Genomic DNA, 17,317 nt, shown 5'->3' on the forward strand with positions numbered 1-17,317 from the left:
GCCACCATGCGGGTCTACTACTGGGATACCTCCATCCGTATCACCTCCTACTCCGTGTGGGTTCACGGCCATCGATACAGCCTCGGCGCCTTCGATCTCGCCTGGCGCGCCGGCCGGGCGACGATCGGGCGCCGAGCCGCCATCGCCGGCTCCCTGCTGGTCGCCGCCGTGCTCGCCCGGTTGGTGGTGGGTCGGCTCGGGTGGTCGGTGGCGAGCGGTTCGCTGGTACTGCTGGCCTTCGCACTTCTCGGCCTGCGCGCGCTGTTCGGCGCGCTGACCACGGCGGCGTTCGTGCATGCCCTCGAAGACATCCGCCGTTACGGGCGGCGCCTCGAACTGTGGGCCGTCATCGCCGGGACGCCGACGCTGTTGCTGTGTACCGACGACGCGCTCCGGTACGGCCAGGTGTGCCGCGCGCTCACCAGAGCCATCAACGACCGCGACTTGGCGGAGGTCATATCCAGCCACGGTGTGCCGCGGCCGCGCCGGCCTGGAATCGGGTTGAGGCGTGCACCAGCTCCATCACCGTGGTGATCCGGCGCCGCGCGGTGCGCAGGCTCACGCCGAGCTGTCTGGCGATAGCCTGGTCGCTCAGGCCCGCGGCGAGCATGGTGAGGACCCTGGCCTCCTGCGGGTCGAGGCCGTCCGCGGCCCGCGGGGGTACCGTGACGATCGCTGTCGCCCGTTCCCAGTACGCCTCGAACAGCGCGATCAGCGCGTCGAGCAGCGCGGAGGGGTGGATGACGGCGATCGCCTCGCTGACGTGCGCGCCGGAGAGCGGCACGATCGCGAGCCGGTGGTCGTAGACGTACAGCTTCACCGGGAGCGCCGGCACCGTCCTGGCCTTCTCGCCGAGGCGGATCAGCTCGGTGACGTTGGCCAGCCGCCCGGGCAGCTGCAGCGCCGCACGCTCGTAGATGACGCGCATCTCGACGCCGCGTTCGAGTAGCGGGCGCTCCGCCGCCACCTCGTCGTACCCGGCCGGCGGCGTGGCGTATGGCGGCTTGTCGAAGGACAGGACCGACTTCTCCGGGTTGTGCTGCATGCCCACACTGAACCGGCGCACCTCGTCGGGACCGGACACCACCTCGACCGGGTGATCGGGGTTGTTGCGCAGGTCCCGCAGCCGGAACGCGTCGACGAACTCGTCCGCGGCGCCACGCACCTCGTCCAGCTCGGCCCGTCGCTGGTTGACGAGCTTGCCGATCGCGGCCTCCGGCGACACCGGGGCGTACCGCCGCCCTTCCAGCCGGCGCACGAGGCCGAGCTCGTCGAGGCGGGCGAGCGCCGTGCTGACCGTGCGCGCGGGCTCGCGCAGGGTGGCCGCGAGGTCGGCGGCGGAGCAGTCCGCGGAGCCCAGCAGGGCGCGGTACACGCGCTCCTCGAAGGCGCTGACCCCGACCGCCTCCAGCACGGTCCCTCCCTGTCCAGATAGGGCACCTGCCACTTCCGGCCACCCGGGAGTCTAGACGAGATGACCTTGACGTCGTTCACTCGTTTTTCGTGACCCCCTCTGCTTGGCGTCGTTGGTTCGTCGCATTCGCGCTGCTGTTGCCACTCGTGGTCGTCGTGCCGGGAGCGCCGGCCTCGGCGGCCGCCCCGAAGCCGAGCGGCGGCCCGGCCCTCGCCAGCGGTACGGCCGCCGCCGTCACGCTCATCACCGGCGACACCGTCCGCTACGCCGTCGACCGGTCCGGCCGCCGCAGCGCCACGGTCATCCCCGGCGCCGGGCGCGACGCGGTGACCTTCCGCGGGTACACCGAGGGGGAGGGCTACTACCTGCTGCCCAGCGACGCCGAGCAGCCGGTGCGGGAGGGCCTGCTCGACAGGCGCCTGTTCGACATCGACTACCTCGCGGGCAACGGGTACGGCAACGACAAGACGTCCGAACTGCCGGTCATCGTGCAGTACAAGCAGGGGGTCGCCCGCAGCGCCAAGGCCCTGCCGAGCACCCGCTCCTCGACGGCGCTGCCGAGCGTCGACGGCGCCGCCGTACGGGTCGACAAGCCGTCCAGCACCAAGTTCTGGGACGCCGTCCGCAACGGTGGCGCCGGACTGCGCAAGGTGTGGCTGGACGGCAAGGTGACGGCGTCCGACGACGTCAGCGCCGCGCAGATCGGGGCACCGGCCGCCTGGGCGGCGGGCCTTTCGGGCAAGGGCGTCACCGTCGGCATCATCGACACCGGAATCGACGCCACCCACCAGGACCTGCGCGACCGGGTGACCGCCTCCCGCAACTTCGTCGAGGCGGGTCAGCCCGGTGGCGACGCGCCGGACGACGTCACGGACCGGCACGGGCACGGCACCCACGTCGCCTCCATCGTCGCGGGCAGCGGCGCCGCCTCGAACGGAAAGTACAAGGGTGTCGCGCCGGACGCCAAGCTCACCATCGCCAAGGCGCTGGACGACAAGGGCGAGGGCACCGACTCGGCCATCATCGCCGCGATGCAGTGGCAGGCTCCCCAGGTACGGGTCATCAGCATGAGCCTGGGCGGCGCCCCGTCGGACGGCACCGACCCGGTCAGCCAGGCCGTCAACGACCTCACCGCCCAGTACGGCACGCTCTTCGTCATCGCGGCCGGCAACAAGGGGCCCAACACGCGCACGGTCGCGCTGCCCGCCGCCGCGACCGCGGCGCTCACCGTCGGCGCGGTCGACTCCGCCGACAAGCTCGCCGACTTCTCCAGCCGCGGGCCGCGCCTGGGCGACTTCGCCGTCAAGCCGGAGATCACCGCGCCGGGCGTGCGGACCATCGCGGCCCGGGCCGCCGGCACGGCCATGGGCACGCCGCTGGACGCCAACTACACCGCGGCGTCCGGCACCTCGATGGCCACCCCGCACGTCGCCGCCGCGGCCGCGATCCTCGCCCAGCAGCATCCAGAGTGGACGGCCGACCAGCTGAAGACCGCGCTCATCGGCAGCGCGAAGAACACCGGCGGTTCCGTGTACACCGAGGGCGCCGGCCGGGTCGACATCGCCCGCTCGATCCGCCAGCGGGTGTTCGTCGACACCCCGTCGGTCTCGAAGGCGTTCACCTACCCGCCCACCGGCGAGACGCTGACGAAAACCATCACCTACCGCAACACCGGTCCGGCCGACGTCGACCTGTCGCTGTCCGCGACGCTGACAGGTCCGGACGGACGCCCGGCGCCCGCCGGGGTCGTGGCCGTGGACCAGTCGGGGGTACGGGTGCCCGCCGGCGGGACGGCCAGCGTACAGCTGACCCTGGACCCGCGTACCGCCGGTCAGGGACTCCACAGTGGACGTCTGGTCGCCGCCAGCGCCGTCGGCGACCAGCTCATCGTGCCCATCGGCTTCCAGTTGCAGGTGAAGCAGGCCACGCTCACGATCCGGGTCGTCGGTGGCGCCAACCGCCACATCTTCCCGGGCTCGCTTTCCGAGATCACCACGCTGCGGGTCAGCGACACCGTGCCCGAGCTGGCCATGGAGCCGATGACCACCAGCACCTTCAACTGGCGGTCGATCGACGGCGAGCCCAACACGTACGAGTCGAAACTGCGGCTCGCCGAGGGTGGCGCGTACATGGTGGAGGGACAGTTCGGCTGGCGGGACCTGGCCACCGGCCGGAACAACTTCCAGTTCCTGCACCGGCCCGAGGTCCTGCTGACCGGTGACCGGACCATCACGCTCGACCTGGACAAGGCAGTACCCATCGGGTTCCAGACACCCAAGCCGTCGACCGCCGTCAACATGAACCTCGACTGGCAGCGCGTGGTGGCCAGCGGAAAGCACTACTACGGGTTCTTCGTCGGCAGCTTCTGGACGGTCGGCGTCGGCAAGGTTTGGGTCCTGCCCAGCGAAGAGGTGACCGTCGGGAGGTTCGCCGTCGGCGCCAACCAGATCCTGACCGCCCCGCAGGCGACGCTCACCGTCAACGGGCGCCGCACGGTGGCCCTCCGTCCCGTGTATACAGCGGAAAGCAGCGGGTACATCCCGAAGTTCGCGACCGACCGGCGGCTGCGGATCGTCACCGAGGCCGACCTGCGGGCCGGCCGGAACGTCGCGGGCGCGCTGGTCTTCGCGCGCGGCACCGCCGACATCAAGTCCACAGTGGATCTCGCGGTGAAAGCCAAGGCCGCCGGCGTGCTCACCGACTCGCAGATCGCCGGGCTGGCGTACCTGACCGACCAGATCCGCGTGCCGATCCCGTTGCTGTACCTCGACTTCCAGGAGAGCGCGCGGGTCGCGACCGCTATCACCGGCTTCGCCCGCCCGACCGCCGACATCGAGGCGCAGATCATCAGCCCGTACGAGTACAAGCTGGTCAACTACCAGTACGGCCGCATCCCCGACTCGATGACCGTGAAGCCGCGCGAACGCGACCTGACCCGGCTGGATACCACGTACCACGCGCAGACCCCGGCACCGAACGGGACGTGGGGGCCACACAACGACGGCAACGAGGTGAGCTTCACGTACCTGCCCGGCCAGGCCGACAGCATCCACGTTGGACACCCGTTCCACGGGCACGGCCGGCGGACCGAGTACTACAGCATCACCGGACCGGACGTGCTGTGGTGGCGGCAGTACCAGTTCAACGCCGCGTCGAGCGGGCGTATCGAGCACGCGTACCGCGGGTTCACGAAGCCCACCACCGGCCGCGAGGAGTGGAACGAGCCCATGCTGCCCGTCAACGGGCAGGTGGGGCCGCAGGCACCGGCGGACGCGGCGGTGTTCTGGCCCTGCGACGGCTGCCGCCAGGGCGACAACCTGCGGGTCCGCTCGCTCGCCCCGCTCGGCGTCGGCCAGTACGCCGGCCGCAGCGACCCGAGTCACACCGTCCAGGAGGACGCACCGACCGAAGAGGTCCACTTGTACTCCGGCGGCACCGAGCTACCCCCTCAGCACGATGCCGCCGGCCTTACCTACTACCAGCTGCCCGCCGGTGCCGCCACGTACCGGCTGACCAGCGACTACACGACCGGCCTGCCGCAGCAGAGCTTCGCCAGGACGGTCAGCACCGCCTGGACGTTCCGTTCCGCCAAGCCGGCGACCGACACGGTGGCCCAGCCGTACTGGTGCATCGACGAGCTCCTGTACGGCGACACCACGCCGTGCGCCTGGCAACCGCTGATCCACCTGAACTACCAGCTCGGGCTCGCGCCGGACGACTCGGCGCCGGCCGCCCGGCCGCTCACCTTCACCGTCACCGCGCAGGGCGGCGCGCCCGGCTCGGCGGCCAAGCTCGCGGGCCTGCGGTTATGGACATCGGTGGACGGCAAGAACTGGGTGCCGGCCCGGGCCGTGCGGGCGGACAAGGACGGCTACCAGGTGACCGTGTGGAACCCGCGGCTCGCCGACGCGCCGTCGGGCAAGGTGAGCCTCAAGGTGGAGGCGTGGGACCGCTCCGGCAACACCGTCCAGCAGACCCTCGACCAGGCGTACGCCCTGCGGTAGCCGCTGAAGCAGAAGTGAAGCACTTTTGAAAGGGCCTGAGCTGACACTCAGCCGATGAGGCTGATAGCGCCCGTCCTGCTCGCCGGCGTCGTCGCGGTACTGCCGATCGGCACCGCCACGCCGGCGAGCGCGGCGGTTGCCGACCCGGCGGCGTTGGTCAACCCGATGATCGGCACGGCGGCGTACGGGAACACGTTTCCGGGGCCGAGCGTGCCGTTCGGGATGCTCCAATGGGGACCGGAGTCGCGGCCGGACCGCTACGGTGGCGGGTACGGGTACGAGGCGGCGGCGATCGCCGGCTTCGGGCTGAACCGGATGAGCGGTCCGGGCTGCCCGGCGTACGGAGACGTGCCGTTCCTGCCGATCGCCGGCGCGGTGCCGGCGGACCGGAACACGGCCACGGTCGGTCTGGACCACGCCAACGAGTCGGCGGTCGCGGGCGCCTACACGCTGACGCTGGCCAACGGGGTGCGGACCGAGCTGACGACGGCGAAGCGGTCGGCGCTGGGCCAGTTCACCTTCCCGGCCGGGCAGGCGGCCACCCTGCTGCTCAAGGCGGCCGATGGTGCGGCGGTGTCGGGCGCGAGCATCGCCGCCACCGGGACGGCCGAGGTGACCGGGTCTGTCGACAATGGTGCGTTCTGCGCCGCCGGCAACCGTTACCGGGTCCACTTCGCGGCGACCTTCGACCGGCCGTTCACGTCGGCGGTGAAGTGGGCGCCGCCCGTGAACGTGTCCGGCGACGGTGGCATCGCGCTGACGTTTCCGGCGGGCAGCGTGGTGCGGGCGCGGGTGGGTATCTCGTACGTCAGTGTCGCGGGCGCCCGGCTGAACAGGGACACCGTTGCCGGCTTCGACCTGGCGGCCATGCGTGCGGCCGCGAAGGCCGAGTGGAATTCGCTGCTGTCCCGGATCCAGGTGGCCGGTGGCACCGCCGACCAGCGGGTGATGTTCTACACCGCGCTGTACCACGCGCTGCTGCACCCGAACGTGTTCGGTGACGCCAACCGCCAGTACCGGGGCTTCGACGGTGTCGTGCGCACGTTGCCGGCCGGTCAGGGCGAGCAGTACGCGAACTTCTCCGGCTGGGACGTGTACCGCACGCAGGTCCAGCTGGCGTCGCTGCTGGCCCCCGGGGTGATGTCGGACTTCGTGACCTCGATGCTCCACGGTTTCGACCAGTCGGGGCGGCTGCCGAAGTGGTCGGTCGCCAACGACGAGTCGTACATCATGGTGGGTGACCCGGCGCTGCCGGCGATCGCGTCGGCGTACGCGTTCGGCGCCCGCGGTTTCGACACCGCCCGGGCGCTGCGGGCGATGGTGACTCAGGCGTCCCGTCCCGGCAACGCCCGCCCCGGCAACGTGTACCTGGACAACCGCGGGTACCTGCCGGTCGACGGGGGATACGGCTGTTGCGGGGCGAACGGCTTCATCTCGACGTCGCTGGAGTACAACATCGCGGACTCGGCCCTGTCCGCGTTCGCGCGGTCGGTGGGCGACGAGGCCACGCACGCCAGGTTCGCCGAGCGCGCGCAGAGCTGGCAGTACCTGCTGCACCCGTACAGCGGGTTTTTCCAGCCCCGCCTGGCGAGCGGGGCGTGGAAGGCCGACTTCGACCCGGTCCGCTACGACTACGTCGAGTGGGCGGAGGGGAACGCGTGGAAGTACACGCCGATGGTGCCGTTCAACCCGCGCGGGCTGATCCGTGCCAAGGGCGGCGACGCGGCGATGGTGTCCTACCTGGACACCCACCTGACCGAGCTCAATGTGATCCCGGGTCCGCACGCGTGGATGGGTAACGAGCTGTCGTTCGGCACGCCCTGGCTCTACAACTGGGCCGGCGCGCCACACAAGACCCAGGCGGTCGTGCGGCGCATCCACGACGAGCTGTACCGCAACGCGCCGAGCGGGCTGCCGGGCAACGACGACCTCGGCGCCCTGTCGGCGTGGTACGCCTTCTCCGCGCTCGGCATCTACCCGGCCATCCCCGGCACCGCCGATCTTACTCTCACCGGACCGACGTTCACCCGGGCCGACATCACGCTCCCGAACGGGCGGACCCTCACCCTCGACGCACCCGCCGCCGCTGGAAACCGCCCGTACATCCAGTCGATGACCCTCGACGGCGCGGCGTGGAACAAGGCATACCTGCCACCGTCCGTGCTGACCGACGGCGGCACCGTCCACTTCGAACTCGCTGCGACCGCGAACACCACCTGGGCCGCCACCGCCGACGCCGCGCCGCCGTCGTACGGGGCGAACGCCGCCGCGGCCGCCAACAACCAGGGCGTCTCATCGGACGGCGCGGCCGGCCAGAGCGACTACGACGGCTGGGGCACCGGGTACTCCCTCCAAGCGCTCGTCGCGGCCGGTGTCGTGCCCGGCAGCCCGGTCACCGCCGGCGGCGTCGCCTACACCTGGCCGAACGTCCACCATGGACAACCGAACAACGTGGTGGCCGCCGGCCAGCGCCTGACCGTCGCGAGCCCGCCCGGAGCCACCCGCCTCGGTCTGCTCGGCAGCGCCGAAGGCAACCCGGACGGCGCTTCCGGCACCCTCACGGTCCACTACAGCGACGGCAGCACCGGCACCGCCAGCGTCGGCTTCTCCGACTGGACCCTCGGCGGCGCCACCGCCGCGATGCGCCCCGACAACACCGTCGCCGCGCAGATGCCCTACCGCAACGACCTTTGGGGCCAGCCGCACTCCGTGACGACGTACCTGTACTCCACGGACGTTCCCGTCGACCCGGCCCGCACCGTCGTCGGCGTGACGCTGCCTTCGCCCCAGGTCGGGCGGATGCACGTGTTCGCGGTCGGCTTCGGCGGTCACCGCACCAACGCCGGCATCAGCGACGACACGTACCTCGGCGGCGGCGACTTCGACGGCACCGGCACCAGCTACTCGCGCCAGGCCCTCGCCTCCGCCGGACTCACACCGGGATCGGCGATCGACCACGCCGGCATCACGTACCGGTGGCCGGACACCCAGCCGGGCGAGCGCGACAACACCGTTGCCGCCGGCCAGAGCATCCCGGTCACACCGGTCACCGGAGCCACCAAGGTCGGCCTGCTCGGTGCCGCCGACGGCTGGGGATCCACCGGAACGGCCACCCTCGAATACACCGACGGCACCCGGCAGCAGGTCGCGCTCGGCTTCACCGACTGGACCCGCGCGAACGGCCAGGTGCCGGTGCAGCACGCAAACACCATCGCGGCGCAGCTGCCATACCGCAACTTCACCATCTGGGGCGGCGGCCGCGATCCGATACCGACGTACGTGTTCGCCGCGACCTTCCCGCTGAGCCCCGGAAAGTCCATCCGGGCCATAACCCTGCCCACGACCACCAACGGCGGGCGGATGCATATTTTCGCCGCCGGGACGGGATAAGCGATGCGTACACCCCTGGCCCTGCTCCTGCTGGCCACTGGGCTCGCGGTACCGGCGACCCCGGCCGCCGCGGCCGAACCCACTGCCGTCACCCGCGTGGTGGGTTGGGACACCTACCGCAGGCTCGACCTGTTGCCGTACCTGCCGCGCGACGGCGAGACCCGGCAGTTCTCCAGCTTCGACCGCACCGGAGCCAACGACAGCGACGGCTTCAACGGCCGGTACACCTGCCGGCGCACCACCGTGGACGGCTGCGTGATCGCCGAGGACACGGGCGCGGGGGAGATCGGCTCGATGTGGTTCACCTGGGACTGGGGAAACATCAGCGGGTACGGGCGCCTGAAAATCGAGCTCGACGGTCTGACCGTGGTGAACGCCGCCGCGCAGGACGTCGTCAACGGCGCGCTGGGAGCGCCCTTCGTGCATCCGCTCGTGGCCAACGCGAGCCAGAGCTCGGGCGGCGTCTACATCAAGGTGCCGATGCCGTACCGGTCGTCGATGCGCGTGACGGTGCAGAACAACCCCGGCTTCTACCACCTGTCGTACCGGCACTTCCCCGACGCGACAGGAGTCACGACGTTCAACCCGGCGGACCGCGCCGACGACGTACTGGCCATGCTCCGCGCCGCCGGCACCGCCGACCCCAAGCCGGCCCGCACCGGATTCGTCGTCACTCCAGGGCCCATCAACCTGGCTCCAGGAGGGCAGGCCGACCTCGCCAGCCCGAGCGGGCCGGGCGTCATCGGCGCGCTGTCGATAGCGATCCCGCAGGTCACCGGTCACACCGCGGCCCACGACGAGGTACTCGCCAAGACCCGGCTGCGCGTCACCTTCGACGGGCGCACCACAGTGGACGCCCCGATCGGCGAGTTCTTCGGCTCCGGCCTCGGCGCGTACTCGGTGCGCTCGCTGCTGTTCGCGGCAAATCCCGCCAGCGGTGTCAGCCTCAGCTCCTGGTGGCCCATGCCGTACGCCCGGAGCGCGCGCGTCACGCTCGTCAACGGCAGCGGCCAGCAGCTGACCAACGTCCGGGCCTCGGTGACCGTGTCATCGGATCCACAATGGACGGCGGCGCTTGCTTCCGGCGGCGACGCCGGCTACTTCACCGCGCTGTCCCGGAGCGCCGACGTCGACTACGGCGCAGACTGGATCTTCGCCGAGCAGGGTGGCCGCGGCAAGCTCGTGGGCGTCTCACACACGATGAAGGGCAAGGACAACAGCGGCTGGGCCCGTACCTATCTGGAAGGCGACGAGCGGATCTACGTCGACGGCAGCCGGAGTCCACAGTGGCACGGCACCGGCACCGAGGACTTCTACGAGGGCGGCTGGTACTTCAACTACGGCCCGTTCAGCGCGCCGCTCAACGGCCACAGCGCGCACGAGGACGTGGCCAACAACTGCGAATTCAAGTGTGACGCCGCGTACCGGATCCTGCTCAGCGAGGCCGTGCCGTACCAGACCCACCTGCGTTTCGGCATCGAGCACGGCTTCACCAACTTCCAGCCAGCCGAGTACGGCTCGACCACCTTCCTGTACCAGAAGGCGAGCCGCGGCGCGCGGCCGACCGACTCGCTGGACGTCGGTGACGCCGCCGCCCGCACCGCGCACAGCTACGCCGAAGCCGGTGCTGCCACCCAGAGCGACCTCAGCACGGTGTTCGAGGGCGACCACGACGACGTGACGGTCGCCGACCAGGTCAGGTCCACGAGTTCGGCGGTCACGTTCCGGATGGCGGTCGCACCGGACAACCGCGGCGTCACCCTGCGGCGGGTCTCTGACCAGCACAACGCCTACCAGGCGGCCCGGGTACTCGTCGACAACGTGGCGGTCGGAGTGTGGTCGCAGCCGTTGAACAACACGGTCCAACGGTGGCTGGAAGACGGTTTCGCGCTGCCGGCCAGCGCCACGGCCGGCAAGTCCGCCATCACCGTGCGGCTGGAGCCGCAGGCGGGATCGCCGGCGTGGACGGCCGCCCGGTACGCGGTGTTCTCCGCGGTGCCCCCGGTGCGCGCCAGGTCGGCGGGCGGCACCGACGTCGACGGCGACGGCCGCGACGACGTACTGGCGTTCAACCAGGGCAGGGTCGAGGTGGCCTTGTCGACCGGCGGCGCGTTCGGTCCGAAGTCGACCTGGCACAGCGGTTTCCCGTCAGCGGCGGGACGGTGGCTGACCGGCGACTTCGACGGTGACGGCCGCGACGATGTCCTCTCGGTCGGACAGCCGGCGGTCGACGTGGCGCTGTCGAGCGGCGGCGCGTTCGCGGCGACGACCCGATGGCACGACAACCTCGCCCGGCCCGGCGGCTGGCTGCTGACCGGCGACGTCGACGGTGACGGCCGCGACGACGTCATCACCGCCAACCAGGCCGCGCAGGTCGACGTGGCTCTCTCGACGGGTACCGCGTTCGGCACACCGTCCCGATGGCACGACTACTTCGCACCGTCCGGGGAGACACCGGCGGTGGCGGACGTCGACGGCGACGGTCGCGAAGACCTCATCACGTTCACCCACCAGTCGCCGTGGGCCGTCGTCTACGTCGCGCTGTCGACCGGCTCGAGCTTCGCACCGTCGCAGCGCTGGCACGACTACTTCGCGCCCGCCGGCGAGACACCGCGCGTCGGCGACGTCGACGGCGACGGGCTGGCCGACATCATCACGTTCACCCAGAACGCCGACGCCGATGTCTACATCGCACTGTCCACGGGCCGCTCCTTCGGTCCCGGACTACGGTGGCACGACAACTTCGCTCCGCCCGGCCAGACACCCCACGCCGGCGACTTCGACGGCAACGGACTCACCGACATCGTGGCGTTCACGCTGGCGTCCGACGTGTGGGTATCGGCCTCCAACGGCTTGATGTTCGGCTTCGGAGGATTCTGGCACTACGACTTCGGCCTCCCCGCCGACGCCGTCCTCTAGAAAGCTTTCGCGGTGCGGGTCGGTCCGTCCACATAGGCAACCGACTGGCTGGATCAGCGGCGCGACGCGCGCCGCCCGGACGAGAGCGTGCCGTACCCGGCCCGGCAAAGACGGCGCGTGGAGGCCACCCTGCGCCGCCGCTTGACCCGGGCTGAGACCTGAGCTCGCGTCAGAGGATGGGTTTGCCGCCGGTCACCGGGATGACCGCGCCGGAGATGTAGCTGGCCTCGTCGGAGGCGAGCAGGACGAACGCCGGTGCGACCTCCTTGGGCTCGCCCGCCCGGCCCAGCGGCGTGTTCTTACCGAACTCGGCGACCTGCTCGGGAGGCATCGTCGATGGGATCAGCGGGGTCCAGATCGGGCCCGGGGCGACCGCGTTCACCCTGATGCCGCGCTCGCCCAGCATCTGGGCCAGGCCGGCGGTGAAGTTGGCGATGGCGCCCTTGGTGGTGGCGTATGGCAGCAGCGTCGGCTTCGGCGCGTCGTAGTTGATGGAGCTCGTGTTGATGATCGACGCGCCTTCGTTCAGGTGTGGCAGTGCGGCCCGGACGATCCGGAACATCGCGGTGATGTTCACATCGAAGGTGTGCTGCCACTCGTCGTCGCCGATCTCCTCGACGGTCTCGTGGCTCATCTGGTAGGCCGCGTTGTTGACCAGGACGTCGATCCCGTCGAACTCGGCGACCGCGCGGTCCACCAACTCCTTGCAGTGTCGCGGGTCGGCGAGGTCGCCGGCGACCAGGACGGCGCGGCGGCCGGCCTTCTCGACGAGCCGCGCGGTGTCCTTGGCGTCGTCGTGCTCGCTCAGGTACGAGATCAGCACGTCGGCGCCCTCGCGCGCGAACGCGATCGCCGCCGCCCGGCCGATGCCGCTGTCGCCGCCGGTCACGACCGCCCGCTTGCCTTCCAGGCGGCCCGAACCCCGGTAGCTGTCCTCGCCGTGGTCAGGCTTCCGGCGCATCGCCTCCAGGGTGCCGGGCGGTTCCTGGACGGGTTCGGACTTCTGCTGGTCAGCCATGTGTGGAGGATTTCCACTGCCGGTGCGGTTAAACACGCCGTCGGCGGAAATGTATGACTCATGCATACCGGAAACGTCGTGGGTGCCTGGGTCACCGCCGCGGTGGACAGGTTTCACGCCGCTGCCCGCTCGACCGGGCTGGAGCAGCGCGAGCTGAGCGCCCTGACGCTGATCGCCACGCACGAGGGCTGCTCGGTGGAGTGGCTGCGTGGCCGCGTCGAACTGAGCCAGTCCGGCACCGTACGCCTCATCGACAGGCTGGCGGGCCGGCGACTCGTCCGCCGCGGGCCATCGGCCGGGCGCGGAGTACCGCTCTACGCCACCGACGAGGGACGGGCGGCCCTGCGGAGGTGGCAGCAGGCTCGCGACGGCGCGGTCGCCGAGCTGCTGAACGGGCTGCCGCCCGCGCGGCAGGCGATGGTGGTGCAGAGCCTGGCGGCCGCTCTACTGGCCGGCGCCCGGCGGCGCAGCGAGGCGGACGCCACCTGCCGGACCTGCTCGTGGGCGGCCTGCGGAACCGACTGTCCCGTCGACCGCAGCGTCGAGGGGCACGGCACATGACCAGGCAAGCGGCGCTTGGCACGCGGCCGCGCGTCTCCACACCGGTGCGGAGGGCGGCGGCGATCGCCCTGCTGGGCAACTCCTCGGACACGTTCGTCCTGTTCCTGCTGCTGTGGGTGGCGCAGCCACAGGGCTGGTCACCGTCGCAGACCGCGCTGGTGGTGCTGGTACTGCGGCTGCCGATCCTGATCTCGGGCGTGCTCATCGGCAGGTGTATCGACCGGTGGGGCGCCCGCCCCCTGATCCTGCTCGACACGGCCGTGCGCGCGGGGCTGCTGCTGGCGCTGTCGGCTTCGGTCCGATCGGGCACCGTCCCGCTGGCGGCGGTATTCGTCCTGGGTGGGCTGGCGAGCCTGTTCTCACCCGCCACGTACGCCGGCGTCCGCTGGCTGGTGCCGCGGACCACGCCGGCGAGCGAGCTTCCCCGCGCGAACGCGACGGTGGCGGTGGGTGACCAGATGCCGCTGCTGGTGGGTACCGCGCTGGTCGGTCCGGCCATGGCGCTGACCGGCGTCCGGGGCAGCCTGCTCGTGGCCGCCGCGATGGTCCTGTCCGCGTTCCTGCTCGCGCTGCGGTTGCCCACTCCCGACCCGGGCGCGGTCGCGAGGCCCACGGCCGCGCATGCGGAGCGCCCGAGGGCCTGGCCGTCGCGCGTCGCCGCCATCATCGCGCTGTCCACTGTGTACTACCTGGTCTACGGCCCGTTCGAGACCGCCAGCCCTGGCTTCGTCCGCGACCACCTGGGCGCCGGCGAGGGCACGTACAGCCTGCTCTGGGCCATGTTCGGCGCCGGCGCCCTGCTGTCGCTGCCGGTCGCGCCGCTGCTGGCCCGGTACCGCCCCGGCCTCGTCAACGGCGGGGGAGCGCTGATCTGGGGCCTGACGATGCTGCCGCTGGCCATTGTGGACTCGGCGTGGACCGCGGCCGCCGTCTTCCTCGTCGGCGGCCTGCTCTGGGGCCCGTACACGACCATCGAGACCGGCGCGTTGCAACGGTGGGTCCCGCCGGGGCGGCACGGCACGGTCTTCGCCGTCCAGCGCAGCCTGCTGGCGACCGCGACCCCGGTCGGCGCCGCGATCGGTGCCCTGGCCCTGCAGGCCGTCTCACCCGTGACCGTGCTGGCGGTCAGCGCCGGCTGCTGCGCCGCCGCCGGTGCGGCCGCGCTGTCGCATCCCGACCTGCGCAGGGCCCGCTGACCCTCAGGAATCGGACACGCGGGACGCCCGGACCCTTTCCAGCGGCACGACGTCGGCGACCGCCTGGAGATCGGGCGCCGGCGGGCGTACATCGGGCACGTCGAGCCGGGTCGTGTGGTCTTCCCACCAGGCCGCGTGTTCGAGCCTGCGCAGCAGGATGCCTTCCCGCAGCGCCCAGGGGCAGATGGTCACCTCGCCGAGACCGAACGCGGTCATCGTGGTGTGCGCGACGACCGCGCCGGCCAGGGACTGCCGCGCCCTGGGTGCCGAGATCCCGGGCAGCTTCGCCCGCCTGGCAGCCGGCAGCCGAGCCAGCCGCTTCAGCTGCTTTTCCAGGTCTTCGCGGCGCAGGTGCCGGGGCACGAACGGGCCGAGCCGCTTCGGCGGGGCACCACAGAGCCGGGCGAGCTGGTGGAAGGTGCGCGATGTGGCCGCCGCCGTGCCGGTTCCCTCCCAGTGCATCCGGGTCGCCGCCTCGGTCAGCTGATCGCGTACGTGCCGGCGCAGTGCCTTGAGCTGCCGCTGGCTGGGCGGGTCGCCACGCAGCCGCTCCCGGGTGAGCCGGCCGGCGCCCACCGGAAGCGACACGGCGAACTGCGGCGCGACGTCGTGGCCGTACGCGATCTCCAAAGAGCCGCCGCCGATGTCCAGTACCAGCAGTGGCCCGCTCCGCCACCCCATCCAGCGGCGGGCGGCCAGAAACGTCAGCTCGGCCTCCTCCCGCCCCGTCAACAGGCCGAGCCGTACCCCGGACCGGTTCCACACGGCGGACAGGATCTCCTCCTGGTTCGGCGCGTCCCGGACCACCGCGGTCGCGTACGCGTACAGCTCCTGCACCTGCCACGCGCGCGCCTTGGCGATCGCGTCGGCCACCGCGTCGCCGAGCCGGTCGATGGCCGTGGGCCCCACGGCACCGTCGGCGTCCACGTGCTCGGCGAGGCGGAGCCTTGTCTTGATGGCGTGCAACGGCAGCGGCACCCCGACGCCGCCATCGGCGATCAGCAGGTGCGCCGTGTTGGAGCCGACGTCGAGAACACCGATCCGCATCCGGGGTACTTACCCCGGATGCCCCCGGCGCACGCCGGGGGCACCAGATGAACGGGTCAGCTGTCGATCTGCTCCTCCAGCACGTACCGCTTGGCCAGTCCGCTCCCGAAGTCGAGCTCGACCTCGCGGCGGGCGACGAGCACCGCGTCGCCGTCGCGCAGGGCGTAGCCGACCTCCGTGGTGTTCGGCACGGCGCGCACGGCGCTGGGGAACCGCCCGCCGGCCGCGGCCCTGTGCAGGCGGCGCTGCAACGCGCCGTCCAGTGCGGCGTCGACCTCCGCGTCGCCGGTCGCCGCGACACCGTTCTCACCGCCGCCGCTCGTGCGGCTCGGCGCCCGCCGCGTGCGGGAAGAACGAGCGTCTGCGGGCGGCGGCGGCACGGCCGGCTGGTCCCGCAGGTCGCGGATCTGCCGGGTGGAGTCGGCGATACCGGTCACCGTGCCCTCGTTGTCGATCCGGACCTGTACCCGGCCGCCGTCGGCGCTCACGACCGGCACCCCGTCGACGACCTGTACGAACGAGACCATGGTCTCCCGGACCTTGGCGTCGACACGCTCGTCGGCGCTCCCGCCCGCGTGCCGGTCGTACCGGACGGTGTCCAGGATCAGGTCGACGTTCTCCGCCAACCGGTACTGGTCGACCGCCCGGCGCGCCGCCCTGACCGCCTGCTCGGAGCCGAGCTGCCGGTCGGTGTCCGCGGGATCGGCCAACCGCACGTCGCGCGAGCCGTCCGGACCGATCGCGATCCGCGTACCCCCGTCGCCGCGGAGCAGGACACCGCCGTGCAGCCCGCGCTCCCGCGCATCGCGGGGGACCGCCACCTCGAACCGTTCCGCCCAGGCGGCGAGCCCTTCGTGGGACGGCATCGTGGGAGCCAACTTCGCCGAGCGCCCGCCACCGGGAATCCGGAGGTTGCGCGCACGGGCCCGCGCGGCGTCGTACCAGCGCCACCACCACCATGCCGTGCTGGCCGGAGCGGCGTAGAACGCGTCTTCGTTGAAGAGCCGGTCCGTCGCCTCGGCCTGCGTCGCACCGCAGGCGACGACCGATGGTTCCTGCGCGTTACTGATCCGCCATGAGGCGTCCAGGAACGCGGTACTGAGCTTGTGGTGCTTGTTCCACTCCTGGAAGAAGAACTTGCCGTAGTCGCCGTTGTCGACGCTGACCGTCTCGTACCCGAAGATCATCCGGAGCCCGAGGTTGGCGGCCGACCATGTGCGGATCGGGCTGTGCCCGTTCTTCACGCGCAGCGACAGGCACGTCGACCAGAACACATAGCGGGCGTACTCGTTGCCCAGCCGCATGTCGTTCGACGAGGTCCAGACGTCTCCGCCCCAGTCGTTGCCGACCGGAAGCCAGAAGACGCCGTTGTCGTCCATGCCGCCGTGACCGGAGTGATACACCACGCGGGCCGCGTCGAATCCGTAGTCGTCGAGGTAGTTGTCGTATGTCTCCTCGTACATCCACTGGCCGACCTGGCCGTCGCGGAACCAGCCATTGGGCGTGTTGAACTGCTTCACGTAGTCGTGGAAGCCCTGCGCGTCGTCGTGTGTCAGGCCCAGGTCGCCGATGCCGGGCGGGAAGTCCTCAATGGACGCGAAGAAGTACATGTCCTGCGCGGTGCCACGGGTGGCGGCCTCGACCGCGCCGGGCGCGCTCTCGGCCGCGGGATCGGCGGGACCGGACCGCTGCGCGGTGCCGCCGTCGGGTGCCAGAACCGTGGCCGGCGCGTCCTTGGACAGGGTACTCAGAAGTGTCATGGTCTCTC

At 71.4% G+C, this 17,317-nt stretch carries 10 protein-coding genes and 1 riboswitch; of the genes, 6 read left to right on the forward strand and 4 right to left on the reverse strand.

The features are described 5' to 3' along the window. Nucleotides 1-6: 6 nt before the first annotated feature. A complete protein-coding gene (locus QMG73_RS23600; RefSeq protein WP_281899078.1) occupies nt 7-534 on the forward strand; it encodes a DUF6232 family protein in 528 nt (175 codons plus the stop codon). On the opposite strand, the gene QMG73_RS23605 is transcribed toward QMG73_RS23600, so the two are convergent. Then, nucleotides 455-1,414, reverse strand: coding sequence for a helix-turn-helix transcriptional regulator (locus QMG73_RS23605; RefSeq protein WP_281899080.1), 960 nt, complete (start codon nt 1,412-1,414; stop codon nt 455-457). The two genes, QMG73_RS23600 and QMG73_RS23605, sit on opposite strands and share 80 nt — an antisense overlap. Before the next feature lie 89 nt (nt 1,415-1,503). Here QMG73_RS23605 and QMG73_RS23610 point away from each other — a divergent pair, with 89 nt between their 5' ends. Genes QMG73_RS23610 through QMG73_RS23620 form a run of 3 tightly spaced genes read left to right on the forward strand, consistent with a single transcriptional unit; the run spans nt 1,504 to nt 11,727 of the window. After that, on the forward strand, nt 1,504-5,418 hold the full coding sequence (locus tag QMG73_RS23610; protein WP_281899082.1) for a S8 family serine peptidase: 3,915 nt from the start codon (nt 1,504-1,506) through the stop codon (nt 5,416-5,418). Nucleotides 5,419-5,472: 54 nt separating this feature from the next. After that, nucleotides 5,473-8,808, forward strand: coding sequence for a GH92 family glycosyl hydrolase (locus tag QMG73_RS23615; RefSeq protein ID WP_281899084.1), 3,336 nt, complete (start codon nt 5,473-5,475; stop codon nt 8,806-8,808). 3 nt (nt 8,809-8,811) lie between these two features. Beyond that, nucleotides 8,812-11,727 carry a DUF2961 domain-containing protein gene (locus tag QMG73_RS23620; RefSeq protein WP_281899086.1) on the forward strand — a complete coding sequence of 972 codons (2,916 nt, stop codon included), beginning with the start codon at nt 8,812-8,814 and terminating at the stop codon, nt 11,725-11,727. 53 nt (nt 11,728-11,780) lie between these two features. Then, nucleotides 11,781-11,847: riboswitch (guanidine-III (ykkC-III) riboswitch) on the forward strand. Nucleotides 11,848-11,896: 49 nt separating this feature from the next. Here QMG73_RS23620 and QMG73_RS23625 read toward each other — a convergent pair. After that, on the reverse strand, nt 11,897-12,745 hold the full coding sequence (locus QMG73_RS23625) for a glucose 1-dehydrogenase (protein ID WP_281899088.1): 849 nt from the start codon (nt 12,743-12,745) through the stop codon (nt 11,897-11,899). A gap of 60 nt (nt 12,746-12,805) precedes the next feature. On the opposite strand from QMG73_RS23625, the gene QMG73_RS23630 reads away from it, so the two are divergent. Continuing rightward, nucleotides 12,806-13,306, forward strand: a complete 501-nt coding sequence (locus tag QMG73_RS23630; RefSeq protein ID WP_281899089.1) for a MarR family winged helix-turn-helix transcriptional regulator — start codon at nt 12,806-12,808, stop codon at nt 13,304-13,306. Further along, complete coding sequence (locus QMG73_RS23635) at nt 13,303-14,502, forward strand: MFS transporter (RefSeq protein ID WP_281899091.1); 1,200 nt, start codon at nt 13,303-13,305, stop codon at nt 14,500-14,502. Before QMG73_RS23630 ends, QMG73_RS23635 begins: the two co-directional genes overlap by 4 nt. A 3-nt stretch (nt 14,503-14,505) precedes the next feature. Here the strand turns inward: QMG73_RS23635 and QMG73_RS23640 are convergent, their stop codons facing one another. Both QMG73_RS23640 and QMG73_RS23645 read right to left on the reverse strand, forming a co-directional pair. Then, nucleotides 14,506-15,549: a Ppx/GppA phosphatase family protein gene (locus tag QMG73_RS23640; RefSeq protein WP_281899093.1), complete on the reverse strand. Its 1,044-nt coding sequence runs from the start codon at nt 15,547-15,549 to the stop codon at nt 14,506-14,508. Nucleotides 15,550-15,605: 56 nt separating this feature from the next. After that, nucleotides 15,606-17,309 carry a DUF6345 domain-containing protein gene (locus QMG73_RS23645; protein WP_281899095.1) on the reverse strand — a complete coding sequence of 568 codons (1,704 nt, stop codon included), beginning with the start codon at nt 17,307-17,309 and terminating at the stop codon, nt 15,606-15,608. Nucleotides 17,310-17,317: the final 8 nt, after the last annotated feature.

Origin of the sequence: Phytohabitans aurantiacus, from assembly GCF_027923225.1 — a bacterium.
Taxonomy (GTDB): domain Bacteria; phylum Actinomycetota; class Actinomycetes; order Mycobacteriales; family Micromonosporaceae; genus Phytohabitans; species Phytohabitans aurantiacus.

Bases quoted from the DNA above. Each gene is read 5' to 3' on its own strand.
- QMG73_RS23620 (WP_281899086.1), top strand. From the start codon at position 8,812: ATGCGTACACCCCTGGCCCTGCTCCTGCTGGCCACTGGGCTCGCGGTA.
- QMG73_RS23615 (WP_281899084.1), top strand. From the start codon at position 5,473: ATGAGGCTGATAGCGCCCGTCCTGCTCGCCGGCGTCGTCGCGGTACTG.
- QMG73_RS23600 (WP_281899078.1), top strand. From the start codon at position 7: ATGCGGGTCTACTACTGGGATACCTCCATCCGTATCACCTCCTACTCC.
- QMG73_RS23635 (WP_281899091.1), top strand. From the start codon at position 13,303: ATGACCAGGCAAGCGGCGCTTGGCACGCGGCCGCGCGTCTCCACACCG.
- QMG73_RS23630 (WP_281899089.1), top strand. From the start codon at position 12,806: ATGCATACCGGAAACGTCGTGGGTGCCTGGGTCACCGCCGCGGTGGAC.
- QMG73_RS23625 (WP_281899088.1), bottom strand. From the start codon at position 12,745: ATGGCTGACCAGCAGAAGTCCGAACCCGTCCAGGAACCGCCCGGCACC.
- QMG73_RS23640 (WP_281899093.1), bottom strand. From the start codon at position 15,549: ATGCGGATCGGTGTTCTCGACGTCGGCTCCAACACGGCGCACCTGCTG.
- QMG73_RS23645 (WP_281899095.1), bottom strand. From the start codon at position 17,309: ATGACACTTCTGAGTACCCTGTCCAAGGACGCGCCGGCCACGGTTCTG.